This is a genomic window from Alteromonas sp. KC3 (assembly GCF_016756315.1).
Taxonomy (GTDB): domain Bacteria; phylum Pseudomonadota; class Gammaproteobacteria; order Enterobacterales; family Alteromonadaceae; genus Alteromonas.
Window position 1 is genome coordinate 2,587,824 of the sequence record NZ_AP024235.1, and the last position, 26,781, is coordinate 2,614,604.

Consider the following 26,781-nt stretch of genomic DNA (forward strand, 5'->3'; position numbering starts at 1 on the left):
GCTTCAACGTGGTGCGTATTATACATAGGGACTTTACTAACACAAGTGCTTAACACCGAAATATTTCAAATTTCTGACTGTTCGCGGTTAATTTAACCAATGTGTACAAAGTTAATACGAATTAGCCCCTAATTGTGACGAAAAGCGAAATATGGGCTAACCAATTATTTAAATTTTTCCATCTTTTCTGCTAAGGAAAAATCCAATTCGCTAAGGCCATCAGCGTCATGAGTGGTTAATCGAACTTCCACTTTGTTATATACATTGAACCATTCTGGATGATGTTTAAGCTTTTCCGCCCAAATGGCAATTTGAGACATCCACCCGAAAGCCCTAATAAAACTTTTGAACGTAAACGTCTTTTTAATAGCATCACCGTCTTGCTCCCATTTTACGTCATCACTAATCATGGCGTTCAATGCTTGAAGCTTGGTTTGAATTTCTGCATTAGACAACTTATCTGGCATATGAGATCCCCTATTACTGTTATTTGTGGTTACTCTAATAGATACAGAAAAGATTAAAAGCAGCAGAAAGAATAAAACAAAAAATCCTGTGGTGATTAAAGTTTACAAAAAAACCGACCTTATCATTAAGGTCGGTTTTATCTTACAAACACTAGAGTGAAAGCGTTTTAGAACTCTACAGCCAGTCGTGCATATATCTGGCGTCCACGAGGGTCGTGAACTTTTGAGTCAAAACCACTGTTAGTAAATACTTGCGGTGGCTCTTCATCAAACAAGTTTATACCGCCCACAGTTAATACATAGCTTTGCTCAGTATTAAACACACTGCCCAAGTCGATATTATACTGCGCATCAACGGTAACTATGCTGTCAATTTCATAGAAACCATTCGCGCAACCGCCTGTGTTGGATGTGCCATCTGCGCAGTTTTGATCATCATCGTACGAAGAAATGTATCGCACAAATAGATTTGCAGCGTGTACATCATGTTGCCAAGCCAAACCAATGTTCATTCGCAACTCTGGTGACGATACACCGATGTTATTGAAGTTACGGCGACCGGCACCGTCAACATTACCCGCTTGTGGATCCATCAAGTCATACTTAGTGATATACGTTGCGTGTATTGACGGCGTAAAGTTACCTAACTCTGTTTCCATCTTGTAGCTAGTGACAAAGTCAATACCTGACGTTTCAAGTGAACTTGCATTTACATAAGTATTGTTAATTTGAAGTACAGGACCACTTACTGGGTCGCCAGCACGAACAATTCTGTCGGTATCTGTTGGGTCTGCATTAAGCAGTGCTTGTGCATTTTCTTGGATGATCAAATCTTCGAATTCAAAGTTCCAATAGTCAACCTCTACCGACAAGTCTCTAAATGGCTCGTAAGAGAAGCCAATGTTATATGCCGTAGACTCTTCTGGCTTCAGATCCTCATTACCCACCGTGCGAACCGCCACAAAAGCTTGTGCCCCCTGAACAGGGTCAACCACCTGCTGTAATGACGTGGCTCCCCCCTGTGCAAGGAATACCGTTGGCGCTCTAAACGACGTTGATATTGAACCACGTAGCGAGAATTCATCTGATGCGCGCCAAGAAACCGCAAGTTTAGGGTCTACTGTGCTGCCAATATTGCCGCCATAATCTTCATAGCGGACAGCAACTTGCACATCTAATTCATCGTTTATTGGCAACGCTAATTCACCGAAAGCAGCCCATACATCTTGGCTTCCATCTAAATCAGGGTTACCGATAACAAAGGTGAAGCTATCTTGGTTAGACAGTTCGTCGTAATCTTGCGACAACTTATTTTCTCGATACTGAATACCAAGTGCCAGTGCTGCATAGCCCCCACCCATTTCAAACGTATCAAATGACGTAAATGCCTCGAACACTTCAAGATCGGCTTTCGAATCGATAACTTGCTTACCCGTGAATGAACTAATTACATAGTCAGAGTTCGGCGCGCTTGTATATGAGGTTGCAAAAGGATTAAAGAATTCACAGCTTCCTTGACCAGGCGCACCTAATACCGGATTACAGTCTGAACCGCCAAATCCTAGTAACGCTAACTGGAACTCAGTGTTAAGCACATCAGGTACCGAGAATAAGAAGTCGTTCACCGCGCGAGTGTAGCTCACTTCCCAGAAACCTGAGTCAGTGACACCTTGCAAATTAGTACTAAAACGGAACGTATCCGATTCGGTATTTGCTGCATCACCAGGTTGACCGTTACCTTCAGCACGTCCAAAAAACGCTACTGAACGACCAAATGGATTTTGTGGGTGATAATCAGGTACGACAGGCGCAGTAAGAATTGGAAAACTTGGTGCACCACCACGCTCAGCACGGTTTCTTGCCATGCCTATTTCAGTTGTCCACGTAATATCGTCGGTAAATTCGTATTCTGCACGTGTATACGCGTTTATACGACTTTCGTCAGGAACATATGAATAATATGGACCAAAATCAAATCCACACAAACCAACATCAAGACCAGGAACCGTACCCTCTGGCGCAAGCACTTGTGGATAGCCCCCAAATTCTTCACATCCATATGGGTCAATTACGGGAACGCCTGGTGCAATAAAGAAGCTCGCTGGATTACCTAGTGCACTCGTGTCGTCTTGGGGACGACTTAAACGTCTATCATTTATAAACAACGGTGAGCGGTTTGTGTAGCTTATCGCAGCAATTACGTTCCCCTTGTCTCCCGTTGCTCCCCAAAGACCTTGAAGAATGTACTCTTTGTTATCGCCATGCGCGCCATCTTGATAATCAACGCTAACCATGGCACCGTCGTAATTGCGCTTGGTGATAAAGTTAACAACCCCAGCAACGGCATCTGAACCATACAGCGCTGAAGCACCGTCTTTAACAACTTCCATTCGGTCAATGGCAATCATTGGCACAAGTGAACTGGTGTCAACAAAGTTTAAGCCTTCATTAGTCGGCTGTGCATTAACTACTTGGCGTTTGTTGTTCAGCAGTACTAACGTTGATGCTACACCCAAGCCCCTAAGGTTAATATTAGATGTACCAGCGGTTGCGTTTTGCGTAAACGCATCAGGGTTATTCTCAGCACCAGTATTAATTGTGAGTGTTTGTGTGATATCAGCGATATTTTTAGCACCAATGGCATCAATCGCCACGCTGTCTACCACAGCAAGTGGTGAAGGAGATTCAAAGTTTTCGCTACGGCGTACGAAACTGCCGGTAACGAGAATAAGCTCTACATCCTTTTTCGCTTCTTTCTCGCTTTCTGTATCAGCATCCTGAGCCGTTGCAAGAAAAGGAGAACAAAACAGTGCAGTGCCAACCATTGCAGCAACTGCGGTCTTACGCGTTTTCAATTTCATAGTGTGATTCCAAATCTGGGCTTATCACTACCGGCTTTACTACACACACGCTCCGCTAGTAACAGGCTATTCGATTTCGTGTTGTTATTGTGTGAGGCACCGCTCATCGGAAACCTACACAATTGATACTATGCTTGAAATTTAAGTTTGTAAATTTATTGTGAATAATATGTTTACATCAATTTTACACATGGTCAGACCAGACATACTTATGGTGAAGTAATGCTAAACACGCGTTCAGTAACTCTTGTTACTGTGAATATGTTGCCAAAACCATGAAATATCTTCCCATCGGTCGGTTTACCAATGCACTTAATAAACATAAATAGACAATATTTTCAGCAACTTAAAACTCATTAAAGGCAGGAATAGTTCTTGATTACCCTTACTCATTGAATAAGTCATTGCATTAAGGTGTTTATGGAATTTCCCAAAGTTGATGAGATTTACAAGCTGTTGAGTGAAAAGCTCGAAACTTGGGTAGAGAGTGCAATAACGACTTTGCCGAATATTGTTGTCGCATTTTTGATTGCAATTGTATTCGGCGTACTCGCTAAGATCATAGGCAATGTCGTTGGAAAACTCATGCGACGTACTTTTGAGTCACGGCAAATAGCGGGGCTACTAACCTCAATCATTAAAACAATAATCATTGTAGCGGGTATTTTTATCGCGCTTGATTTTGTTGGGCTTAAAGGAACCGTCACCTCTTTATTAGCAGGTGCAGGTATTGTGGGATTGGCAATTGGCTTTGCCTTCCAAGACATGACCGAAAATTTTATTGCCGGCGTCGCTATGGGCATTCGCAAGCCCTTTGATATCGGAGATGTTATTGAAGCTGAAGGCGTATTCGGTAACGTTAAAGAAATAAATCTGCGTAATACATTAGTTGAAACCTTCTATGGTCAATTAGAAGTTATTCCGAACAAGATCCTTTTTAGAAATATCCTTACCAACTATTCGTATTTAGGTTATCGCAGAATAGAAATACCAGTTGGTATTTCCTACGCTGACGACATCGAAACTGCGGCAAGCGTTATTACTGATGCCATGAACGACAAAGACTACGTTATCAAGAAAGATGAAACGGCGGTATATGCAGAGTCGTTCGGAGACTCTTCAATTAACTTATTATTATGGTTTTGGATCCGCTATCCCGGTGATCCCGGCTTTATGTTTGTTCGCCACGATGCAATCAATACAGTAAAAACCGTGCTGGAAGAGAACGACATATTAATCCCATTCCCCATCAGAACGCTGGACTTTAATGCCAAGGGTGGTGACAAACTCAATGCTATGTTAGCTAAATCAGAAAACAGTACATCTGATTCTGAGAGCAATAGCAATAAGCAATCCTCTGCTGCAGAACGCTCCCATCAAGATGGAAACGGTGGAAAAGCATCTACTGTGCAGGAATAAAAAGTGTGAATGTCATGAATGTAGAACTGCTTTCGCACCAAATGAATGACTAAACAATAGAGTAATAAAAGGAGCAACACATGGAGTTAATTAAGATGTCAAAACTAAAGAATGTATTTTTTATGTTGGTACTTGCTAGCGGTCTTGGTGGTTTAGGCGGATGCGCTACTGTAGAAGGTGCAGGAAAAGACATACAAAGTGCAGGCGAAGCCATTGAAGAAGGTGCAGAAGAAGCTTCTAATTAATTTAGACTTCACATTTATCGCCGTCATTTTAAAGACCAAAAGAGGCATCACGTTTCTTTTGGTCTCTTAGTTTCTCAGCATGATAAATTTAAGGTCTAAGCACTGCCAACATTAAAAAACTTCCCACAAGCGCAGCGTTGCCCGACGATTTCAATATACACTTGCCATCAACTTTAAATAGTTTCCCCTGTGGTTTTTCCACAGTCTCACTTAGCGTGAATGTGTATTTCACTGCATCACCACTTTTGACAGGCTCTAAAAAGCGCAGTTTATCAATTCCATAGTTGATCATAGAAGCCACTTTTTCGCTTGGCGCGATAACTTCACCAAATGCTTTTGGCATAAGACTAGCGGTCAAAAAGCCATGCGCTATCGTAGTGCCAAAAGGACTTTCGCTTTTGCATCGCTCACTATCGAGATGAATCCACTGATGATCACCTGTCGCATCAGCAAATTGATTAATCATATTTTGCGTTACTTCTAACCAGTCGGGCTGTGTAAGCACATCCCCTACAGCTAAATCTATGAGAGTTTTCATATTTCAGTCCAATGAACATTAATCTAAGACAAAACTACTATTATTAGCTTGAATGTTTCAATTAACTTTTAATAATAGGTATTTATAAATATTCTTGTTACACTAACGTAAATTATTCGTAGAAGCTATGTAGCATTTAGGCGAGCGCCAAAGCTTCAGTGTCTATTGGCTTATTCAGAGCACTCGCGCTTAAAGGATTAGTTATGAATCTCAATAGAATCGATTTAAATCTCTTCGCGGTATTTGACGCTATTTATACAGCAGGCAGTCTCACGAAAGCCGCTGACGTATTGTGTATTACTCAGCCTGCGGTAAGCAATTCGTTAGCGAGACTAAGAGAAATGCTCAACGATCCGCTATTTGTTCGCACCGGGCATAGCATGACGCCAACACCCGTTGCGCAAAACATTATCGTCCCTGCTAGACAAGCGTTAGCGCTTTTGAGAAAAAGCGTACAAGAAAGCCATACTTTCGACCCCCTTACTGCAGAAAAGTCATTTAATTTTGCAAGCCGAGATTTGTTAGAAGCGAGTATCATGCCTCGTCTGGTTGCGCGACTACAAAACTTGGCACCCAATATTGCTTTGACCAACTATGAAATTCCAAGGAGCCAGGTGGTTTCGGCAATGGCAGCTGGCACGCTCGACTTTTTTGCTGATGCCTCAACGTTCACAGACCCACACCTGTGCAAAGAAAAAATCGCTCAAGACAGATTTGTTGTCCTTGCAAGAAAAAATCACCCAGCACTTAAAAATGGCCTCGACTTAGACACTTTTTTACGGTTAGGCCATATCAATGTATCTCAACGTAAATCTGGAGCGGGTCCAATCGATATCGCATTGGATAAAATGGGTAAACGTAGAAAAGAAGTAATGCGAGGCCAACATTTCTTAACGGTTCCCAGTACTATAGTGAAGACTGACCTTATCGCTTGCTTACCGTTTCATTTAGCGAAACACTACGACCTGGCAATCTACGAGATGCCGTTTGACCTTCAACCTGTTGAGTACTTCCTTTACTGGCACGTAAGTGCAGACCACGATTACGCGCATATGTGGATGCGTGAACAAATTATGGAAGTCGCCAGCAACTTCAAGCCACACTAAAATGTTAACGGTTGCCTTGTAGTGACACACCTTACAAGGCGCCTTTTAGTATCGCTTTGCCGTCATAGCGCGCACCGCCAACAACCAAACCAAGACTTTGATTATTATAGATTTTTCAGCAAAAAAACCTCTTAATTAGTATCCACTTTAATACCTGTGTATTACCCTGATTATTTTCTACCCTCGAATTTTAACGTTTAATTATTATCAAGCAAAGAATCGTTCTTATGCTGATTGTAGGATATTGACCATGTTGAAAATCGTAAAAACTTCAGTTGTTGTTGGTGCATTAGCACTTTCTAATTTTGCTCATGCCGATGTAAGCGAAGCGTTAGCAAATATTTGTACTATTGTGCAAGCAGATGACAAAGGCGAATTGCGCAAGAAGATGCGTGCAGTAGAAGCCGACTATCGCTTAAAACTGGGCGATTATTATTCAGGTATCAGTTGTAGCGGCAATAGCCTGATCCGCACTGCGATGTTAAGTAACGCAGTTGAAACGGGCGAACTACTTGTTAAAAAGATGCCAAAAGGCGATTTAGAAGCACCTGAAGCTGATGGCAAAACGCTACAAGCGTGGGTAGTGGAGAATGGTCTTCAAGATAGTCCAATCGCGGCAGTTATCAGCGCTCGTCTGTAATAATTTTCACGCCATGTGAAGTCAATTCAACATGGTTGCAGGGGTATCTCTGCACGGTAAGAAGCGACCTTCGGGTCGCTTTTTATTTTTTCACTCTGTCAAATTTCTCATTTAGCTTGAAATAGCATCAACAAAAAGACGGTTTTTTTTCAACCTATCAAATACATAACGTCTTTAACGTATTAAATCGAATACGCGGTTATCACCTTCCATGTTTTTCTGTGGCCAATCTTTTACTTTAATACAGGGGTCGAGTAAGTATCCGTTAACCAAATTTTGAAGGAATTTAACCATGTTGAAAATTGTTAAAACTTCTCTTGTTATTGCAGCAACACTAGGTGTGTCAGGTATGGCACAAGCAGATGTAAACGAAGCACTAGCCAACATTTGCACTATCGTTCAAGCAGACGACAAAGGCGAACTACGTAAAAAAATGCGTGCTGTAGAGTCGGACTATCGTTTGAAGCTGCGAGACTATTATTCAGGCGTAAGCTGCGGAGGTAACAGCCTTATCCGTACGGCTCTACTGAGCAACGCAGTAGAAGCAGGTGAACTGCTTGTTAAAAAGATGCCTAAAAGCGACCTAGCTGCACCTGAAGCAGATGGCAAAACACTACAAGCATGGGTGGCTGAAAATGGCTTGCAAGACAGCCCAATTGCAGCGGTAATTAACGACCGTCTATAAACATATTCACGCCATGTGAAATCAGTTCAACATGGTTGCAGAGCAATCTGCACTTCAAGAAGCGGCCCACGGGCCGCTTTTTTCTTTGTGTTATGATGCCTAATTTGCTCCAATCATTGCGACTAATTATTACTAAAACTCAAGTCATATTTTAGGTATATTGCTTGGTTGAATTTACTGTGTGAAATGGATTTTATGAAATCAGTCTTTACCTTTGTTGTTATTGTTGTTGGTTTATTCTCGTTTGGGGCGTTAAGCGCAGAAACTGAAGGTTATCGCAATACCCCTACCCCAGACTGGGTAAAAAAACGCGTGCTTGACACCACCACGCCAATTCCTGTGGACCTTATTTCTAGCGGCGTTTTCTATCGTGTGGTTGACGATCAAATAAAGGTAACAAGCGAGGGAGAAAAGCAATACTACACGCGAATTGCACAAACAGTCGCTAACGCAAAAGGGTTGGATGGCAGTTCGCAGATTGAAATTCACTTTGATCCCACTTATGAATCACTTTTGATCCACGATATTAGCGTTGTAAGAGACGGTGAACGTGTTAGTCGATTAGAAAGTGCTGATATTTCTTTATTCAACAGCGAGCAAGATTTTGAGCGTCGCATCTACGATGGCACAATCACTTACAATGCAATTTTAGACGATGTTTTAGTTGGCGATACGGTTGACTTTAGCTATTCAATTATTGGCAGTAACCCCGTCTATCGAGGTATTTTTTCAACTGGCCGCACACTAGTATGGAATATTCCGGTAGAAGACCAATACCATCGTGTTTTGTGGGGTAAATCCTCCCCTCTCTACGTAAGCCAGCGAAACGGACAGACCCCAGTTACGAAAACGCAAAGCGACGGTTTCACCGATTACAGCGTACATATCGAAATGGTGCCTCCACAGCAATTCGACAACCAGTCACCTGATTGGTTTTTACCGCGCCATCAAATAAATTATACCGAGATGCCCAGCTGGCAAGCCGTTAATGAGTGGGCCATGACCTTGTATCAAGATTTAGGTGTGGACGACTCTGTCAAAGCAATCGCACAAGACATTAAAAACCAGACTGCATCCACAGAAGCGCAATTAGCAAAAGCGCTGAGCTACGTTCAAAACAACATACGCTACGTAGGAATAGAGATAGGTGCAAATTCTCACATACCGACACCATCGAAGGACACATTACGTCTAAAATATGGCGACTGCAAAGACAAGTCAGTATTGCTTCTTGCCATTATGCGTGAGCTTGGTATTACTGGATTCCCTGCATTGGTTAACACCGAAATAGGTAAGTCCCTCGATACGCTCCCCCCTGCAGTGACGCGCTTTGACCATGTTATTGTCAACGCAATTATTGACGATAAATCACTTTGGCTCGACCCAACAATGACAGATCAATTCGGGCCATTAGATAACCTCTATCAACCTGACTTTGGGTACGCATTGGTAGTGAGAGAAAATGAAAAATCACTCACACAAATGAATGCCACAAGCATTTCAAATATTGATGTTATAGAGACCTACGTTATTCCAAAAGACATCAAAGAGAACGCACAATTATATGTAAAGTCACAGTATTTAGGCTGGCAAGCGCAGCGCATTGTTTCTAATTATGAGGAAGACGGTGCAGCAAGCCTAGAAAAGCAATATCTTGAGTACTATCAACGTGCATTTCCTAACGCAGCCGTGGCAACGCCACTTTCTTTGGTTGTCAACGCCGAAAACGGTAGGGCGACGCTCAATGAGCACTATGTAATTGAAAACGCTTTTACAGAAAGTGAACATGGTTTCGAAATGGATTTTTACGCAACCGACGTGCGTAATCAACTGACTAAACCTAAAGTGATAAACCGCAACGCTCCCTACGCTCGCTCATTTCCAATGGACGTTGCTAATACGATAAAATTACAATTCGCTGACGACTCGTGGGCATTTGATGACGAGGAATTCTCTGAAGATAATCCGTACTTTAATTATCAATACAGTGCAACTTACAAAGATAAAACCCTTACGCTTTCGTATCAGTACAGTGCTAAAAAAGACCACGTTCCTGCCGATGAAATAGAAGAATATCTCGCAGCGAGAGACCGAGCTAGAGACTACTCAAGCTATAGTATTATTTGGTATAAGCGTAACAGTTCTTCCGACACAGCGCCCTCTTCAACCATTGAAAACACAAACACCTTTGATGAGTTTGCATTCTTAGGCTACCTCGCCATCGCGCTTATTGTACTTTTCATTTTAATGCTTATTGATTGGCGTTTAGCAGCCACATCTCGCAATGACAGTGAGCACTTGCGGTTTCAAGTCGTTCCACTTCCCAAATTTTTGCTAATGGGCATATTTACGTTTGGCTTATATTGTCACTATTGGGTTTATAGGAATTGGTTTTTAATAGAAAAACAAGATAACAAAGGCACCTGGCCAATTGCTCGAGGGATATTTGCACCGTTTTGGCTATATCCTCTTTACTGTAAACTGAAACAACATGCTGATAACGAGTCAGATTCACCATCATTGTTTCCAACTCATATTGGCATACTTACAGCGGCGCTCTATTTTGTTATGTATTTTACAGTAAATACGATAGACGCAGCTGGAGCGGTTATACTTGAGACAGACCTACTCAGCGTCAGTATCATTTTATCAATGCTGCTTCCCTTACCTTTCGTACCTTATATTCGCTATATCAACAAAGTATACGCATCACACAACCAAGACTGTAAAAACGGAGCCAAAATAGGTTTTAGGCATGTGTTGATTAGCGCTATATGCTTTCCATTTCTTATGCTTAGCATGGGGCAATTATTGAATATTCTCCCTTCAGGTGATGTTGTTGAAGGAAGTGATTTATGGTCTCACGATATCGCCTTTATGTATCGCGAAAATCTTATCGAGGGAACAGAGCAAATTCAGTATTTTTATAGTGACGCAATACTTTTAAACCAATTAGATGGAAATGGTTATACCGACAAAAAAGTCTTTTCTTACTGGATTGATGACGAAGTGGGCTTAGTATCAGAATTTGCATCCTACAAAGATATTAAAGACATCGAGGTAGACTATTCCGACGATAAGCTTGAAGTCACCACTATAAAAATAGTACGAGAAGACGACAGCGATTTCTTACTCTATGTTTACTCTTCAACAGGTAAAGATAACTTATTTATTGACGCATTAATGAGCAACTGGAAGACAAAGAAAGGCAACAAAACTTAAGACTTTCAAAAGAAAAAAACTTGAACAGAAGCAAATAAAGCACATTTTTTGCGCTTTATTTGCTTATTTTTCAACCTGCCAAAGAACCCGCAAAATCCCTATATAAATCAATAAAAACAATAGGTTAATAACAAAACACTGTATATTAACCCCACAAAAACGTATCAAATAAAATACGCAGTTATCCTTCAGCATGTTTTTTAAACACATTAGTTATTCTTTAATTAATTGCGAACAGACAAATTAATCACAACCGAAGGAACTTTAACCATGTTGAAAATCGTTAAAACTTCTCTAGTAATCGCCGCTTCTACTCTAGCTTTTTCTAATGCAGCACAAGCTGATGACATTAACGAGGCACTAGCAAACATTTGCACCATCGTACAAGCAGACGACAAAGGTGAATTACGCAAAAAAATGCGTCGTGTACAGTCAGACTTCAAGTTGAAATTACGCGATTACTACACTGGCATTTCATGTGGCGGTCAAAGCCTGATAAGAACAGCATTAACTAACAATGCCGTTGAAGTAGGAACACTTCTTGTTAAAAAAATGCCGAGTAAAGATCTTCAAGAGCCTGAATCTGACGGTAAGACACTACAAGCGTGGATTGCAGAGCAAGGTTTACAATCGTCGCCAATTTCAGCTGAGTTAAACGAGCGAATCTAAAACGAAATTCACATAGCCATGTGAGCGGATTCAACATGGTTGCAGGTTAATCTGCAGTGACAAATAGCGACCTCCGGGTCGCTTTTTTATTTTAATTACTTAAGTGACGAATGTTTGAAAAGATGGAAACAATACGCGCTATACGTTTGAGCTCATTTACCTCTTCATCGCCCCACAATGCACATTGCCCCGTTGACTCACAACATATTATGCCAAATGGAGAAAAGGCATTGTCAAATACATAGTCCATCATTGAATGAACTGACTCTTCCTCAAAGTACCCCTCTGCGAAACAAGAAGTGTCGGGATGGTTTCTTGCATCAAGTGCCAAAATAGAGAGTTTTTCCAAAATTGCATCGAAATAAGCAGGATAATCGCTGCGCTGATAGACTAAATTTGTGGGTTGAGAAAAGCCTCCAGCGTTTAATAAGGCCAAACAAGAAATACTTTCGTTTCCTTCGTTGAATTGCCAAAGGCTAACACGGTCAGCGTTGGGGATCGCTTTTTTTACCGCCAGACATACTGCTTTTAAAAAATCAGGTAATGCAACATCAGGATTAGCCAATGTCATACTTAATTCTGTAAACGGGTCTATCACATCACTCCCCCACCGCAATTAAAGGAAACCCTCACCATCTATTTATGTTCAAAAGCACAAAAATTGCCATTATTTTTGGGTTAAATTACGTGCAAAGGACAACGCATCTCTGAAGAGTTCTTATCAATTCACTCATAAAACAAACAAATAATACCTATCCATCAAAACACTAAAACTTCGCCTAACACCTTGTTTAATATAGGCTAGCCAGCCATACCACTGGGTTAGAAAGGCTCAAAAGTATTAAAACCGATACGCTGTTATTCCACTGCATGTTTTTCGCACTGCATTTTTGTTTTTAAATACATCCCGAACAGACAAACAAATTAACCGAAGGAATTTAACCATGTTGAAAATCGTTAAAACTTCTCTAGTAATTGCAGCATCTACTTTAGCTTTCTCTAACGCAGCGCAAGCTAACGACATTAACGAAGCATTAGCTAACATTTGTACTATCGTACAAGCAGATGACAAAGGTGAACTGCGCAAGAAAATGCGTAGTGTACAGTCGGATTTTAAATTGAAACTTCGCGATTACTATTCAGGCATTTCATGTGGTGGCCAAAGCCTTATTAGGACTGCGCTGTCAAACAATGCAGTTGAAGTAGGCACACTTCTCGTTAAGAAAATGCCGAGCAAAGATTTACAAGCGCCTGAAGCTGACGGCAAAACATTATCAGCCTGGATTGCTGAGCAAGGACTTCAGTCTTCGCCAATTTCAGCGGAACTGAACGAGCGTATCTAAAACGTATTCACATAACCATGTGAACCTTTTCAACATGGTGGCAGCGAAAGCTGCACTAAAGGCCCCTTCTAGGGGCCTTTTTCTTTATCTATCAGAAGTAAATCAGCTTTAACTCATATTTTATTCCGCAAAAGCGAAGGTTTTCGTAGTCGCTAGCATCCATGATTTTGTTGCCTTTACGGCTAATTCATTCATGGAGATTAAAATGAAAACTTTACTCAACAAAACATTTACTACGTTATTTGCTTTTACAGCGCTTTCTTCTTTTGATGTTCTAGCAGACGTAGAAATAGGGCTAACTTTAGGTACAAGCAAACCCAAGAATTACGATCAATGCGCATGCGCAACTGACGGAGCAGTAACCGATATTGAAGCAGAGGTAGATATCGATTTGGCGATAGCTCAATTGCGTTACGTTTTCGACAATGGCATTTTTGTCGAATTTCGTCATGGAATGGGATTTTCAAAGTCGGAAAGTAAAGTAACACCACGAGGTGGTGAAACAACAAGGGGCCTGGACATAGAACTTGATGGGTTAACTAACGCTTCCATTGGCTATCGATTCTTTGCTGATCAAACACTTTCGCCCTATGTAATGCTGGGCACAACTACAAATATTGTTTTAACAGCATTTATGCCTGATGGTCCTGAGTTTAGAAGGGAAAATTACAGTAATGAGCTCTCATATGGTGCAGGAGTAAACTGGAATTTATCTAAGGACTTCATGGTTGGACTTGAGTACTTCCAATATTCTAATGGAGATTGGGGCGGTACTGGTGAAGTTGATTTGTCGACTTGGTCGGCTTCAATAGCATACAGATTCTAAAATGCTTTCGAGACGATGAAATAGATCGTCTCAAAGCTCATTTGTACATCTTCTCTCTAGTAAAACCTATTTGGATGAAAGTCTATGACTACTCTTCGTATAAAATTGGTGACCGCCTTAACACTCACTATGTTTCCGTTATCAGTATTTTCTTCACAACAATATACGGGACCTATCATTGATGTACATATTCACGCCTATGAGGACGGCAGCCCGTTGTTTGACTTACAACACCCTCCTACGCTCCGAGGCAAAACCTACCAACCAGCTAAAAGCGCTTTACACCTCAAACAAGAGGTACTGAAGCGATTTCATAAATACAATATCGTAAAAGCAATTGTGACTTCAGGTGAACTGTGGTTAGGCGATGCACCAGATACTATCTTGGTTGCTAATGCTGCAAAACCAATTTCAATATTAAAGAAACAGCATGAGCTTGGTTATTTGGATGTTATCGCTGAAGTAGCACCGTTTTATGAGGGCAAAAGACTGGACCATCCTTCACTTGAGGGTTATTTCAAACTTGCAGAAGCGCTTGGTATTCCAATTGGAGTGCATATTTTTCCTGGAGGTCCTAACTTTGGCTTGCACTATTTACCCGAAATGCTAGAAGGTATGCGTGCATTTAATGCATCTCCAAAGCAAATAGAAAAATTGTTAGTGGCCTACCCGAAATTAAAGCTGTACATAATGCACGGAGGTTGGCCCTTTATTGAAGACTTAAAGTCACTGTTATACATGCACCCCAACGTTTATGTTGATATTGCTGTTGTTAATTGGATCCTTCCAGAAAAAGAAGTTATTAATTATATAACAGCACTAACTGATGCGGGTTTTGGAAACCGTATCTTGTACGGGAGTGATCAGATGGTGTGGCCCGATATCATTGATGATGCAATAGCAACAATAAACGAGAGTAAAGCGCTATCGCTTCAGCAAAAAGCCGACATTTTTTATAATAACGCTGCGAAATTTTTAGGGCTAACGAGTAGACAAATCAGCCAGCATAGCGCTATTAAATAATACGCTTTATAGTGCCTTGGCGCGTTCTATAAGGTTAGTCGTTTTATTGGTATCTGAGATAGCCAGCTTCAGTGCGAGTTTATTTTCTTCTTGTTTTTCTAAGAGCATTCTAAACCTCGGTATTTCTTTCATTCTTTTTAAGAACGGGTCGCTCTCGATACCATAAAAACGTTCAAAACTCGCAGGAACAGCGCTGTTGTTTATCAAGTTTGCCAATATGTTAAGCGCATCATCATATTGGCCCATCTGAGTATAAAGCTGCGCTAAGTAATAGTCGTAATAGCGACTTCGTTGCTTGTTTTCCAACGCTCGCGTAACCTCTTCGACTATCGGTAATTCATTGCTGACATCATTAGGATAAAGTAGTCTTCTGAACAAGAGCGCTTGACCGCCTGATACTTTTGACAAAGCAAGGTCAACATAGCGAGCTTGTTGTCCATTAGGAACTTGTGTTAACGCATAAAGATATACTTGAGAAAAGAAGCCAACATTGAAGTCGTATTCTTTAACACTACTTAAATACGCTTCAATACGCTTGATTTTATCTACTGACTCACTGTGATTGAGCTGATGCAAAGTCATTGCTTTTGTTACCGGTGGTGCGAGTTTTTTCATTACTTCGTAAATTTGATTGAGAATTTGCTTTTCACCGGCATTTTCATGAACTTCTGCTTTGTGTACCCAACAATTCATGAATCGTATACTGCGCTCAAGACACTCTTGTGCTTGAACATCTGCATCAACGATTTCATTTTTCACTATATGGATATAGGCCAACCGATTTGGACCCTCTGGGCTTAGCTGGTCAACGGCACTTAATCGCAATGCGTACTTTCTAGATAAATCATACTGCCCATGTGCGTAGTGATACATTGCAAGCCCATCTAGCAGTGTGCTGTTGAACGGATCGCGTTCTAGTTTATCTTCAGCGAGTTGTTTAGCGTAATCCGCTTGTCCTGCCATATGCAGTATTAGTATGTACCATTCCAAAATAAGGGTATCATGTGGTTCTAAACGATAGGCTTTGTCAAAATACTTGAGTGCTTGCTTAGCATCTCCACTTCTTGGCGTTGTGGCCCTTGGGCTAATCATCATGGCTTTGGCAAACCAAAAAAGTGCATTTAACTCATTTGACTCTTCTTTACCTTTTAAAATTGTTGATGACACCTCATGCGCGACAGCTTCTTCAATCTGTACCCAGTTAGCGCGTATGCTAAGAATACTAGACAGTAAAAATTGTGCATCTTGGAAATCAGGATTTCTGTTTACCAATTGCTGAACATCGTTTTGTAAAGCTTCAAGGTTTTCAGGTGCTAAGTTAAGAAGGCTGGCCTTCAATGACAAAAATTGCAGTTGGTCATTATATTCAATATTGTATTGTTCATTTGTCTGCTGAGCTGCGATCGATAATGACGATGTTGTCATCGCAATACTTCGGGCGACATCACGTTGAATATTGAAGATGTTCGTACCATTAAATGAAAAGCCCGCATTGGATATGAGTTCTCCATTTTTACCATCAATTATTCTTGTTGATATTTTCACAATATTGTCTTGGTACTGAATGGTCCCTTGCACTATAAAGCGCACCCTCAACTCTCTAGCTATCTCATTGACAGGTAATGATTTTTCCGAAAAGTAGTGCGATGATTTTCGAGCTATGACGCGCAAGCCAGTCTCATTCGCGAGTATATGAAGTATTTCCTCTGTAATCCCAATCGGTAGACTCTTTAAATTAGGGTCATTTGAAAGGTCATCAAACGTGAGCACCGCAACACCATCAAGCGCTAGTTCAGGTTCTTTAGTTTCGTGATAAAAATAGACACTCAGTAAAGTTACTATGAGAAACGTAGTTACAATATACGCTGTGTAGCGAAGCCACTCTAATGAAGTAGGCTTCTTCGCAATAACAGTTTTACACTGCGTTGGATTGATAACTGAAGTATTGAATTTGTAGCCTCGCTTAGGAATAGTTTCAACAGCAGAGCTCAAACCTGGCTCTAATGACTCAAGTTTTTTTCTGAGATCAGAAATAACCCTAGAGAGCGACTCATCAGCGCCGAACCTTTGAGGCCAAACTTCCTCTAGCAATTTATCTCGCGTAACCACCCCATCATTGGCGTTTAACAACAATGCAAGTACTTCTGAAACTTTGTTGGTTAGTTTTACGACCGCCCCACTTTTTTCAATCGTGTTTTCAACTCGATTAAAAGTAAATCCATTTAATTCAAAATAAACAGAAGCATCCATAGCAATTGTCTCGGTCTATCAATACAAGGTTGTTTTTTTGTATAGTCTAAAGACACTATATTACACACCAAATCAACTCTGAATTACAGCGCAATAAACTGCACTTTGGTCTAGTTTTGTTATCGTCACTACTTAACACTATCCGTATTAAAACCAATACCCTGTTATTCCACTGCATGTTTTTCGCACAGCATTTTTGTTTTTTAATACATCTCGAACAGACAGATAAATTAACCGAAGGAATTTAACCATGTTGAAAATCGTTAAAACTTCTCTAGTAATTGCAGCATCTACTTTAGCTTTCTCTAACGCAGCGCAAGCTAACGACATTAACGAAGCATTAGCTAACATTTGTACTATCGTACAAGCAGATGACAAAGGTGAACTGCGCAAGAAAATGCGTAGTGTACAGTCGGATTTTAAATTGAAACTTCGCGATTACTATTCAGGCATTTCATGTGGTGGCCAAAGCCTTATTAGGACTGCGCTGTCAAACAATGCAGTTGAAGTAGGCACACTTCTCGTTAAGAAAATGCCGAGCAAAGATTTACAAGCGCCTGAAGCTGACGGCAAAACATTATCAGCCTGGATTGCTGAGCAAGGACTTCAGTCTTCGCCAATTTCAGCGGAACTGAACGAGCGTATCTAAAACGTATTCACATAACCATGTGAACCTTTTCAACATGGTGGCAGCGAAAGCTGCACTAAAGGCCCCTTCTAGGGGCCTTTTTCTTTTTTACGGATAAAACCGGTATGCAAACCTATTTTGTGTTGCAGCTCCACTTTACTGTCAGCCTTATATATGTAAGCAGAAAAACACCACAAAATGCTATCCGAAACCCTTCTCCATTTTTCTCAAGCTTCCTAACTCACTTAGCCATTTGAGTTGCGATTCGCAATAGGTATCAACTAAGGGTACTAATTGGTTTGCCTTATCCAACGCACCTAAATAAACGATCTTAAGACCAGCATACTTAGGATTTTCGTTAAAAATAGGCGTAGCACAATTTAAGCACACGTGTTTACTAGCATTGTCAGAAAGCTGAATCGCTTTCAGATCACCACATTCCTTTACAAACTCATTACTGGCGACCACGACATAAGTTGAAAATGCACTTCCGTTCGCCTTTCTACAAAGATCACAGTGGCAATTTAGAATGGTCTTAATATTTTTTGAAATTGTGAACTTCACTGCATTACAATGACATCTTCCCTTCATGCAATCCTCGTTTACTCATTTACAACACAAAAGCTCTATTTCGCGTGATGACTGACAACTCTCAATCAAAGTTTCTCAAATGTTATTGCAGCATTTGCAATTAAAAGCGATTTTTTTGTGATTATCCTTATCTTACTATTGATAATTTTTTCCGTTATCTCAAAAGTGTAAAACATTATTAAATACAAATTATTTGCAATTATTTCAAAAAGTTAATACTAAAACAAAGCATCCTAAATTTAACTCTGCAGCTCTCCTACACAGCAATAGGTATTCGTTCACATACCCCATTATCTTAACGCATGTTTTTCACATTGTTCGGTTGGTGTTTAATACATCTCAACGAACAAACACAACCTCTTAACAACCGAAGGAATTTAACCATGTTGAAAATCGTTAAAACTTCTCTAGTAATTGCAGCATCATCTTTAGCTTTTTCTAACGCGGCGCAGGCCAATGACATCAACGAAGCACTAGCAAATATCTGCACCATCGTTCAAGCAGATGACAAAGGCGAGCTTCGTAAGAAAATGCGTAGCGTACAGTCTGACTATAAAATGAAACTACGCGATTACTACTCTGGCATTTCATGCAACGGTCAAAGCTTGATCCGCACAGCGCTGTCAAGCAACGCAGTAGAAGTTGGTACACTTTTGGTTAAGAAGATGCCAAGTAAAGATTTACAAGCACCTGAAGCAGATGGCAAAACATTATCTGCTTGGATTGACGAGCAGGGTCTACAGGGCTCACCGATTGCGGCAGAACTTAACGGCCGAATCTAAGAAATAGTATATGTATTGTCACGCCATGTGATACACCAGTTCAACATGGTAGCGGCAGGATGCCGCTCTGAGGCCTCTTCGGAGGCCTCTCCCTTTTCTAGCTTTCTCGCCCCTTCTTTGTACATTTCTCTAAACAACAAATTTATTAATATGACCTGCAGCCCACTGTGCCTGCTCCCGATGGATCCAATGCGTTGCTTCATTGTGTTGGTGAACAGTAAGTTCTTCCACATAGTTGGGTAAACCATCAAGAATGCTTATATCGAATGCGTCGTCGTTTTTGCCCCACAACACCAGCGTCGGTATCACAATCCTAATATTCGGAACACGTAAAGCAGCAAGCTCATTGTCATCAGCATCAGTTGATGGAATAGCTTGCGGCATATTTTTGTAGTAATTGAGCATTGCTCTTAACGTATCGCTGTTTTTCCAGCCAGATAACAATGTATCAGCATAGCGTTTGTCGCTTGAAAACAAGGCATCGCCTAGCATGTTTCGTAACAACGAAAAATCTGACTGCACTAGCGTTTCATGAGCATCATCAGCAATAAGTTGTTGTATATACTGACTTTTTAGTCGCTGCGTTCTACTTGTTTTTAAAAGTGATGTAAATGTAGAAGGGTGTGCGGCATTCATAATGATAAGTTTCGAAAACAACTGTGAATGAAAAGCGGCTAAAGGCCATGCAATGGCGCCGCCCCAGTCATGACCTACAAGCACAACTTGTCTTTTACGCCCAACTAATTCAACGAAAGCAGCAATGCGCGTTAGCAGCATGGGAACGCTATAGTCTTCTATGGAGGAAAGTGGTTCAGATTTGTAGTAACCAGGTAAATCTGGTGCAACGACATCGAAACGCTTAGGAAGATGCGCAATAAGCTCCTCCCAAGCATGTGCGTTTTCGGGGAAGCCATGTAAAAAAACTAATAAGGGGCGCGTACTTTCAGTGTCGACAGCATTTTCATAGGTATTACTGAGATAATGAATACTATGGCCCTGAACTTCTAAGAAATGATCGTATAATTTTCGCTTTTCCATATGCCGCTTTCCCATATAAATGTTTCCGTACTACAGAAACAAGTAAATTCAAGATACAAAAAAAGCCGAGCGCTTAAGACAAAACATCGTCAGCAGCCCGGCTTATTCACGCGCTTATACACACAAGTGCGTTATTTGTGTAATTGGCAATTACTCAATTGCAAACATACTCTCTGGCATAGACATAAGGTTGTCAGCACCTGATTGCATTGCAGATACAAGTGAACGAGTGCGAGTTAATAAGCGGTCGAAATAAAAACCTGTTGTCAAAATTTTGCTCTTATAGAACTCAGTTTCTGTGCTTCCTGCATCAAGCTGCTCTTGCGCTTTAACTGCCATTTTCAGCCAGAAGTATGCCACTGTCACGTAGCCAGAGTACATCAGATAATCAACAGACGCTGCACCAATTTCATCTGGGTTAGACGCGGCGGCCTTACCGATATCCATTGTTATCTGTTGCCACTCATCAAGATGAGAACTCAATGCATTCGTCCAAGCGCTAAACTGCGCGTTGTCGCGAAGTGAATTACAATAATCACGCACTTCTTGTACAAACACGTTAAGCAACTCGCCGTTAGAACCCATTACCTTGCGGCCAAGCAAATCAACAGCCTGGATACCTGTTGTGCCCTCATACATAGTACAAATACGCGTATCGCGAGCAAGTTGTTCCATGCCCCACTCTTTAATAAAGCCGTGACCACCATACACCTGCATACCATAGCTGGTTGACTCTTGCGCAGTCTCAGTCAAAAACGCTTTAACAATAGGCGTCAGGAATGCAAGCTTTGCTTCCGCGTGCTGTTTTTCTGCTGCATCATCACCATAAAGCGTTACATCGACAAGCTTCATGCAATATGCCGCAAGCGCTCGGTTACCTTCTGCAAACGCCTTTTGCGTTAGAAGCATACGGCGCACGTCAGGATGAACGATAATAGGGTCAGCCGGACCTTCTGGATTTTTACGACCTGTTAGTGAGCGAAACTGAATGCGATCTTTTGCATAGCGCAGGGCACCTTGGAAAGATGCTTCTGACGCAGCCAAACCTTCAAGGCCAGTTCCGATACGCGCAGTATTCATAAACGTGAACATGCAGTTAAGACCACGGTTTGGGGGACCAATCAAGTAACCTTTTGCGCCGTCGAAATTGATTACACACGTCGCGCTCGCTTTGATACCCATTTTGTGTTCAATGCTGCCGCACGCTACTGCATTTCTGTCTTGCTTCTCGCCGTCTTCACTTACGTTAAACTTAGGTACAACAAACAAGGAAATGCCTTTTGTGCCTTCTGGCGCATCAGGTAAACGCGCAAGCACAATGTGGACGATGTTATCTGACATATCGTGTTCACCGGCAGAGATGAAAATCTTTGTACCGGTTAGGCTATAGCTGCCATCTTCCTGAGGCTCTGCACGGCATTTCAACATACCTAGGTCTGAACCACAGTGCGATTCAGTTAAGCACATTGTACCTGTCCACTCTCCGCTAATTAGCTTGGGTAGAAACATATTTTGTTGAAGCTCAGTACCGTGCGCTTTCAACGTTTCCATACAACCTTGGCTGAGGCCCGGATACATTGCCCACGAGTGGTTAGCACCCGAGAACCATTCAGCGATTATTGACGAGAGCGAGTAAGGGAGCGCCTGACCACCGAAGTCTTCAGGATGAGACATGCTAGGCCAGCCGCCTTCCACGTACGTCTGGTATGCTTCTTTAAAGCCTTTGGGCGTGGTGACTTCGCCATCTACCCACTTACAGCCTTCTTCATCACCAGAGGCGTTAATTGGCGCTAAGGTATTCTCAGAAAACTTAGCGGCTTCTGCGAAAATTGCTGTCACTAAGTCTTCAGAGGCTTCATCGAAGCCCAGTTTTTGATAGTGACTTTGATAATCTAGTAACTCATGCGTAACGAACATAGCGTCACGTTGAGGCGCTTTATAACCTTCCATACTAATACCTACTATATAACTTCAAATAGACCAGCAGCGCCCATACCGCCGCCGATACACATGGTGCAAACTACATATTTCGCACCGCGTCGTTTACCTTCGATGAGTGCATGACCCACCATACGAGCACCGCTCATGCCATAGGGGTGACCAATTGAAATAGCCCCGCCGTTTACGTTTAATAATTCATCTGGAATGCCCAACTTATCGCGACAGTACAATACCTGTACTGCAAACGCTTCATTGAGTTCCCACAGACCAATATCGTCCATGGTCAATCCATGTTGTTTTAATAATTTAGGAATAGCGAACACTGGGCCAATGCCCATTTCATCTGGCTCACAACCTGCTACCGCAATACCGCGATAAATACCAAGTGGTTGCACACTGCCCTTCGCGGCTGATTGCTCGTCCATGATTACCGTAGCGCTTGCGCCATCAGAGAGTTGACTTGCATTGCCCGCGGTAATGCAACCACCCTCAATTACTGGGTTAAGGCCTTTTAGCCCTTCCAAGGTAGTTTCGGGGCGGTTACCCTCGTCTTTTGATAGGGTTACTTCGCGCTCACTAGTTTCGCCGGTCTCTTTGTTGAATACAGCTTGTACGGCAGTAATAGGCACAATTTCATCATCGAACTTGCCTGCTTGTTGCGCGGCTGCTGTGCGCATCTGGCTTTGGTATCCATATTCGTCTTGCACATCACGGCTAATGTTGTAGCGCTTGCCGACTACCTCAGCAGTTTGAAGCATAGGCATGTAAATATCTTTATGCTTAGCCACCAAAGCTGGGTCTACCGCGCGAAACATATTCATGTTTTTGTTTTGAACAAGCGAGATTGAATCTAAACCGCCAGCAACCATAATGTTGGTGTCGCCGGTTCTTATGGCATTCGCTGCGGTGGCAATAGCGTACATACCTGAACTGCATTGTCTATCTAGCGTCATACCCGCCACAGTGACTGGTAAACCACCAGCAAGTCCCGCAAGACGACCGATGTTCATGCCGCCACTACCTTGCGTTAGCGCGGCGCCCATGATGACGTCATCAATACTTGCTGGGTCAACACCGGCACGTGCAACGGCATGCTCAATCGCATGACCACCCAAAGATGGGGCTGGTAAATTATTTAGTGCGCCTTTATAAGCGCGGCCAATTGGCGTTCTAGCGGTACTTACAATAACTGCATCACGCATAGGGTTTATCCTTTTCGTTAGCTTATTTTTTATAATGTTTAAAGCTGCCGCCGTCTTGCGCCAGTTTCACCAATAACTCACTCGGCTCTAACCACATTTTGCCGTAGTCTCCAAGCTGATCACGATAAGTCGTCAGCTTGTCTAAAATGGTGCCCAACCCCACTTCGTCGGCATATTGCATTGGGCCACCGCGGTACACTGGGAAGCCATAGCCATACACATAAATCACGTCAATATCACTTGATTTAGCGGCAATACCTTCCTCAAGAATGGCTGCACCTTCGTTAATAAGTGAGTACATTACGCGCACCAAAATCTCTTCGTCGCTAATGTCTTTGCGCTGAACTACTCCTAATCGCTCAGCTTCATGCTTAGCAATTTCAAGTACTTCAGGATCAGGTATGGGTACACGGCTGCCAGGCTCGTAGTTATATGCACCACGCCCCGTTTTAAGACCATTACGCCCTTTCTCAACAAGGCGGTCTGCTACCGCGCCATAGGCAGGGTCGTGAGCAATGTGCTCTTGTCTAGACTGGCGCACATAGTAACCAATATCTAAGCCTGCCATATCACCCATGGTGAATGGCCCCATTGGCATGCCAAATTCAGTGAGAACTCTGTCAACCTGCTCTGGCGTTGCACCTTCAAGTAGTAATCTGTTTGCCTCGCGGCCGTATGGCTCAATCATACGGTTACCGACAAAGCCAAAGCATACGCCAACGAGTACTGCGACTTTCTTAATTCGCTTCGCCATTTTCATGCATGTCTTGATGACTTCAGGTGACGTCTTGTCTGCTTTTACCACTTCAAGCAAGCGCATGACGTTTGCAGGTGAGAAGAAGTGCAAGCCAATGACATCCTCAGGGCGTGATATCGCCGTGGCAATCTCATCGATATCGAGCGTTGATGTATTCGACGCTAAAATCGCGCCCGGTTTACATACCTTGTCTAGCGTTGAGAAGACTGTTTTTTTCACTTCCATCTTTTCAAACACAGCTTCAATGACCAAATCCACATCAGCAAGATCGTCATACGATGTAGTCCCTGTCAGAAGCGACATACGCGCTTCTACTTGTTCTTGCGTTAGTTTTCCTTTCTTAGCTGAGTTTTCGTAATTTTTGCGAATTAGCGCCAAGCCTTTCTCAAGCGCCTCTTCTTTTAGCTCCAGCATAGTGACAGGAATGCCAGCGTTGGCAAAATTCATGGCGATACCACCGCCCATGGTTCCTGCACCGATAATAGCGACTTTCTCGATACTACGTTCAGGCGTTGATTTGTCGAAATCACTGACGTGACCTGCGGCGCGCTCGGCGAAGAAGAAATGTTGTTGAGCACGTGCTTGTGGAGTATTCATACACTCCATAAAAAGCTTACCTTCATTTTTCAGGCCAGCATCGAAATCTAGCGTGTAAGCACCATGCACAGCTTCAATGCATTTCAGAGGTGCAAAAAAGCCTCTTGCTGCTTTTTTCGTTTGCGCTGTGACAGCGTCAAAAACCGCTTGAACCTCATCGGTCATAGACAGTGTGATATCGCAGGTGCGCTTAATGGCATTACTTGGCGTTAACGACGCTAAATATGCTTTGGTGTCTTCAAGCAAGTGTTCTGGTTTGTCTGAAATCTTATCAAAAACGTTTGGTAGCTTTAGTACCGACGTCGGCTTACCACTTGCGATCATGGTAAGCGCCGTTTGTGCATCAGCCAGTCGTGGTAAACGCTGTGTTCCACCCGCACCAGGTAAAATACCTAGGTTAACTTCGGGTAAACCCACTTTGTTTTCAGCAAACGTAATGCGGTGATGACACGCTAATGCCACTTCTAAGCCGCCACCAAACGCAGGCCCGGGAAGAACAGCTACAACAGGCTTTGTCGCGTTTTCAATTTTATCTAACACTTCGGGGAGCATGGGCGATAGATCACCGCCAGAGAATTCACTGATATCGGCCCCGCCTGAAAAAATGGGTAATGATGAAGAAATCACAATAGCGCTAACGCTATCATCGTTTAGCGCTTGCTCAATTCCGTCAATAAGACCAACGCGTAGTGCGCGAGATAAGGCATTAACTGGCGCGCTTTGCATCATCAGCGTAGCTACGCCTTCTTGTACGCTGTACGCCACTGCTTGATTTTCCGTCTGTGTCATAACCATGTCCTGTTTATCACGTTAATCGGATGTTATTGCAGTGTTGTCAATCATCCAAGTTTATTGGTGTTATAGACATTTATCACAATATTTAATATTGACCGCAAAGCCTTTCAACACCTCATTTTCACTTGAACACTGCGCCCTCCCTCGGCTAACGAATATTTGACACCCAATCCAACCAGTGTTTTTGTTAACTGAACCATACAAATATTTACATTTTGCTTACAAAGGACATTTTGCTATGCAAGTGTTAAAAACGCCTGAAAGTGCTTTTTCCAAAATCGTTGATTTCCCCTATTCGCCTCAATATGTTCATGTGACAGATACGGTGAGTAGTGAGATTGCCATGGCTTACTACCAAGCTGGCCCCGAAGACGGTCATACTATTTTACTTATGCATGGAGAGCCCACTTGGGCCTATTTGTACCGAAAGATGATGCCGGTTTTGGCTGACGCAGGATTTAATGTATTGGTCCCCGACCTCATTGGATTTGGACGCTCTGACAAGCCTACAAGACGAGAGGACTATACGTACGCGCGTCATGTTATTTGGGTAAAAGAGTGGTTCAATCAGGTTGTAAAAGGTTCTGTTACTTTGTTTTGCCAAGACTGGGGGGGACTGCTTGGCCTTCGACTTGTGGCAGATATGCCCGAACGTTTTGCCGGCGTTATGGTATCAAACACGGGCCTCCCTACAGGGGATCAAACACCAAGCGATGCTTTCATTAAATGGCGCCGCTTTTCCCAAGACGTCCCGGTATTCCCGACATCAAGCATTATACAAGGCGCCACCGTTACTGAGTTATCGCAACAGACACTGGATGCTTACGATGCGCCCTTTCCTGACGAAGAGTACAAAGCAGGAGCACGCATCTTCCCTCTGTTGGTTCCAGCGAGCTCTGACAACCCTGAAGCGCAGGCAAACAGAAACGCATGGGAAAGTTTGAAGCAATTTGGCGCGCCCTTTATGACTGCTTTTGGGGATAGCGACCCTGTAACTGCAGGAGGAGACCGCATTTTCCAAAAACTCATTCCCGGCTGCCAAGGCATTGAGCATGTCACTATCAAAGGCGGTGGCCATTTTATTCAAGAAGATAAAGGCGAAGAGCTGGCCGAATTGCTTAAACATTTCATTAGAGACACGCATAATTTATAGGAA

General features: G+C 42.4%; 23 protein-coding genes. 13 read left to right on the forward strand and 10 right to left on the reverse strand.

Going from position 1 to position 26,781, the window contains the following annotated elements; all coding sequences use genetic code 11:
* Nucleotides 1–164 precede the first annotated feature (164 nt).
* Together JN178_RS11610 and JN178_RS11615 are read right to left on the reverse strand one after the other, a co-directional pair.
* Nucleotides 165–467 (reverse strand): 4a-hydroxytetrahydrobiopterin dehydratase, encoded by a 303-nt coding sequence (locus JN178_RS11610; protein WP_202261712.1) that lies wholly within the window; start codon nt 465–467, stop codon nt 165–167.
* Nucleotides 468–634: 167 nt separating this feature from the next.
* On the reverse strand, nt 635–3,328 hold the full coding sequence (locus JN178_RS11615) for a TonB-dependent receptor plug domain-containing protein (RefSeq protein ID WP_202261713.1): 2,694 nt from the start codon (nt 3,326–3,328) through the stop codon (nt 635–637).
* Nucleotides 3,329–3,748: 420 nt separating this feature from the next.
* Here JN178_RS11615 and JN178_RS11620 point away from each other — a divergent pair, with 420 nt between their 5' ends.
* The gene (locus JN178_RS11620) at nt 3,749–4,747 is read left to right on the forward strand and encodes a mechanosensitive ion channel family protein (RefSeq protein WP_202261714.1); all 999 of its coding nucleotides are present in this window, start codon (nt 3,749–3,751) and stop codon (nt 4,745–4,747) included.
* A 122-nt stretch (nt 4,748–4,869) separates the two neighbouring features.
* Nucleotides 4,870–4,992, forward strand: coding sequence for an entericidin A/B family lipoprotein (locus JN178_RS11625; RefSeq protein WP_413228899.1), 123 nt, complete (start codon nt 4,870–4,872; stop codon nt 4,990–4,992).
* Between the two features lie 88 nt (nt 4,993–5,080).
* Here the strand turns inward: JN178_RS11625 and JN178_RS11630 are convergent, their stop codons facing one another.
* Nucleotides 5,081–5,530, reverse strand: coding sequence for a MaoC family dehydratase (locus JN178_RS11630; protein ID WP_202261715.1), 450 nt, complete (start codon nt 5,528–5,530; stop codon nt 5,081–5,083).
* 203 nt (nt 5,531–5,733) lie between these two features.
* On the opposite strand from JN178_RS11630, the gene JN178_RS11635 reads away from it, so the two are divergent.
* The 5 genes from JN178_RS11635 to JN178_RS11655 all read left to right on the forward strand — a co-directional run bounded on the left by JN178_RS11635 (nt 5,734) and on the right by JN178_RS11655 (nt 11,852).
* Nucleotides 5,734–6,636, forward strand: a complete 903-nt coding sequence (locus JN178_RS11635; RefSeq protein ID WP_159625935.1) for a LysR family transcriptional regulator — start codon at nt 5,734–5,736, stop codon at nt 6,634–6,636.
* Nucleotides 6,637–6,886: 250 nt separating this feature from the next.
* Nucleotides 6,887–7,276 (forward strand): DUF3718 domain-containing protein, encoded by a 390-nt coding sequence (locus tag JN178_RS11640; protein ID WP_202261716.1) that lies wholly within the window; start codon nt 6,887–6,889, stop codon nt 7,274–7,276.
* Nucleotides 7,277–7,568: 292 nt separating this feature from the next.
* Nucleotides 7,569–7,961 carry a DUF3718 domain-containing protein gene (locus JN178_RS11645; RefSeq protein WP_159625939.1) on the forward strand — a complete coding sequence of 131 codons (393 nt, stop codon included), beginning with the start codon at nt 7,569–7,571 and terminating at the stop codon, nt 7,959–7,961.
* A 195-nt stretch (nt 7,962–8,156) separates the two neighbouring features.
* Nucleotides 8,157–11,183 carry a DUF3857 domain-containing transglutaminase family protein gene (locus JN178_RS11650; RefSeq protein WP_202261717.1) on the forward strand — a complete coding sequence of 1,009 codons (3,027 nt, stop codon included), beginning with the start codon at nt 8,157–8,159 and terminating at the stop codon, nt 11,181–11,183.
* A gap of 270 nt (nt 11,184–11,453) precedes the next feature.
* Nucleotides 11,454–11,852, forward strand: a complete 399-nt coding sequence (locus tag JN178_RS11655) for a DUF3718 domain-containing protein (protein WP_202261718.1) — start codon at nt 11,454–11,456, stop codon at nt 11,850–11,852.
* A 91-nt stretch (nt 11,853–11,943) separates the two neighbouring features.
* On the opposite strand, the gene JN178_RS11660 is transcribed toward JN178_RS11655, so the two are convergent.
* A complete protein-coding gene (locus JN178_RS11660) occupies nt 11,944–12,450 on the reverse strand; it encodes a GAF domain-containing protein (protein WP_202261719.1) in 507 nt (168 codons plus the stop codon).
* A gap of 346 nt (nt 12,451–12,796) precedes the next feature.
* On the opposite strand from JN178_RS11660, the gene JN178_RS11665 reads away from it, so the two are divergent.
* The 3 genes from JN178_RS11665 (at nt 12,797) to JN178_RS11675 (ending at nt 15,044) form a co-directional block, all read left to right on the forward strand.
* The gene (locus tag JN178_RS11665; RefSeq protein ID WP_159625945.1) at nt 12,797–13,195 is read left to right on the forward strand and encodes a DUF3718 domain-containing protein; all 399 of its coding nucleotides are present in this window, start codon (nt 12,797–12,799) and stop codon (nt 13,193–13,195) included.
* A 205-nt stretch (nt 13,196–13,400) separates the two neighbouring features.
* A complete protein-coding gene (locus tag JN178_RS11670; RefSeq protein ID WP_202261720.1) occupies nt 13,401–14,021 on the forward strand; it encodes an outer membrane beta-barrel protein in 621 nt (206 codons plus the stop codon).
* Nucleotides 14,022–14,105: 84 nt separating this feature from the next.
* Entirely contained in the window at nt 14,106–15,044 is a 939-nt protein-coding gene (locus tag JN178_RS11675) for an amidohydrolase family protein (protein ID WP_202261721.1), read from the forward strand.
* Between the two features lie 6 nt (nt 15,045–15,050).
* On the opposite strand, the gene JN178_RS11680 is transcribed toward JN178_RS11675, so the two are convergent.
* Nucleotides 15,051–17,294 (reverse strand): winged helix-turn-helix domain-containing protein, encoded by a 2,244-nt coding sequence (locus JN178_RS11680; protein ID WP_202261722.1) that lies wholly within the window; start codon nt 17,292–17,294, stop codon nt 15,051–15,053.
* Between the two features lie 250 nt (nt 17,295–17,544).
* Here JN178_RS11680 and JN178_RS11685 point away from each other — a divergent pair, with 250 nt between their 5' ends.
* The gene (locus JN178_RS11685) at nt 17,545–17,943 is read left to right on the forward strand and encodes a DUF3718 domain-containing protein (protein ID WP_159625945.1); all 399 of its coding nucleotides are present in this window, start codon (nt 17,545–17,547) and stop codon (nt 17,941–17,943) included.
* Nucleotides 17,944–18,123: 180 nt separating this feature from the next.
* On the opposite strand, the gene JN178_RS20320 is transcribed toward JN178_RS11685, so the two are convergent.
* Entirely contained in the window at nt 18,124–18,513 is a 390-nt protein-coding gene (locus JN178_RS20320; protein ID WP_226433565.1) for a GFA family protein, read from the reverse strand.
* A 383-nt stretch (nt 18,514–18,896) separates the two neighbouring features.
* On the opposite strand from JN178_RS20320, the gene JN178_RS11695 reads away from it, so the two are divergent.
* Nucleotides 18,897–19,295, forward strand: a complete 399-nt coding sequence (locus JN178_RS11695) for a DUF3718 domain-containing protein (RefSeq protein WP_159625947.1) — start codon at nt 18,897–18,899, stop codon at nt 19,293–19,295.
* 129 nt (nt 19,296–19,424) lie between these two features.
* Here the strand turns inward: JN178_RS11695 and JN178_RS11700 are convergent, their stop codons facing one another.
* The 4 genes from JN178_RS11700 to JN178_RS11715 form a co-directional block, all read right to left on the reverse strand.
* Nucleotides 19,425–20,333, reverse strand: a complete 909-nt coding sequence (locus tag JN178_RS11700; RefSeq protein ID WP_202261724.1) for an alpha/beta fold hydrolase — start codon at nt 20,331–20,333, stop codon at nt 19,425–19,427.
* A 150-nt stretch (nt 20,334–20,483) separates the two neighbouring features.
* The gene (locus JN178_RS11705; protein ID WP_202261725.1) at nt 20,484–22,283 is read right to left on the reverse strand and encodes an acyl-CoA dehydrogenase C-terminal domain-containing protein; all 1,800 of its coding nucleotides are present in this window, start codon (nt 22,281–22,283) and stop codon (nt 20,484–20,486) included.
* A gap of 11 nt (nt 22,284–22,294) precedes the next feature.
* The gene (locus JN178_RS11710) at nt 22,295–23,476 is read right to left on the reverse strand and encodes an acetyl-CoA C-acyltransferase (RefSeq protein WP_202261726.1); all 1,182 of its coding nucleotides are present in this window, start codon (nt 23,474–23,476) and stop codon (nt 22,295–22,297) included.
* A 22-nt stretch (nt 23,477–23,498) separates the two neighbouring features.
* Complete coding sequence (locus tag JN178_RS11715) at nt 23,499–25,619, reverse strand: 3-hydroxyacyl-CoA dehydrogenase NAD-binding domain-containing protein (RefSeq protein ID WP_202261727.1); 2,121 nt, start codon at nt 25,617–25,619, stop codon at nt 23,499–23,501.
* Between the two features lie 244 nt (nt 25,620–25,863).
* Here JN178_RS11715 and JN178_RS11720 point away from each other — a divergent pair, with 244 nt between their 5' ends.
* A complete protein-coding gene (locus JN178_RS11720; protein WP_202261728.1) occupies nt 25,864–26,778 on the forward strand; it encodes a haloalkane dehalogenase in 915 nt (304 codons plus the stop codon).
* The last annotated feature ends 3 nt before the right edge of the window (nt 26,779–26,781 follow it).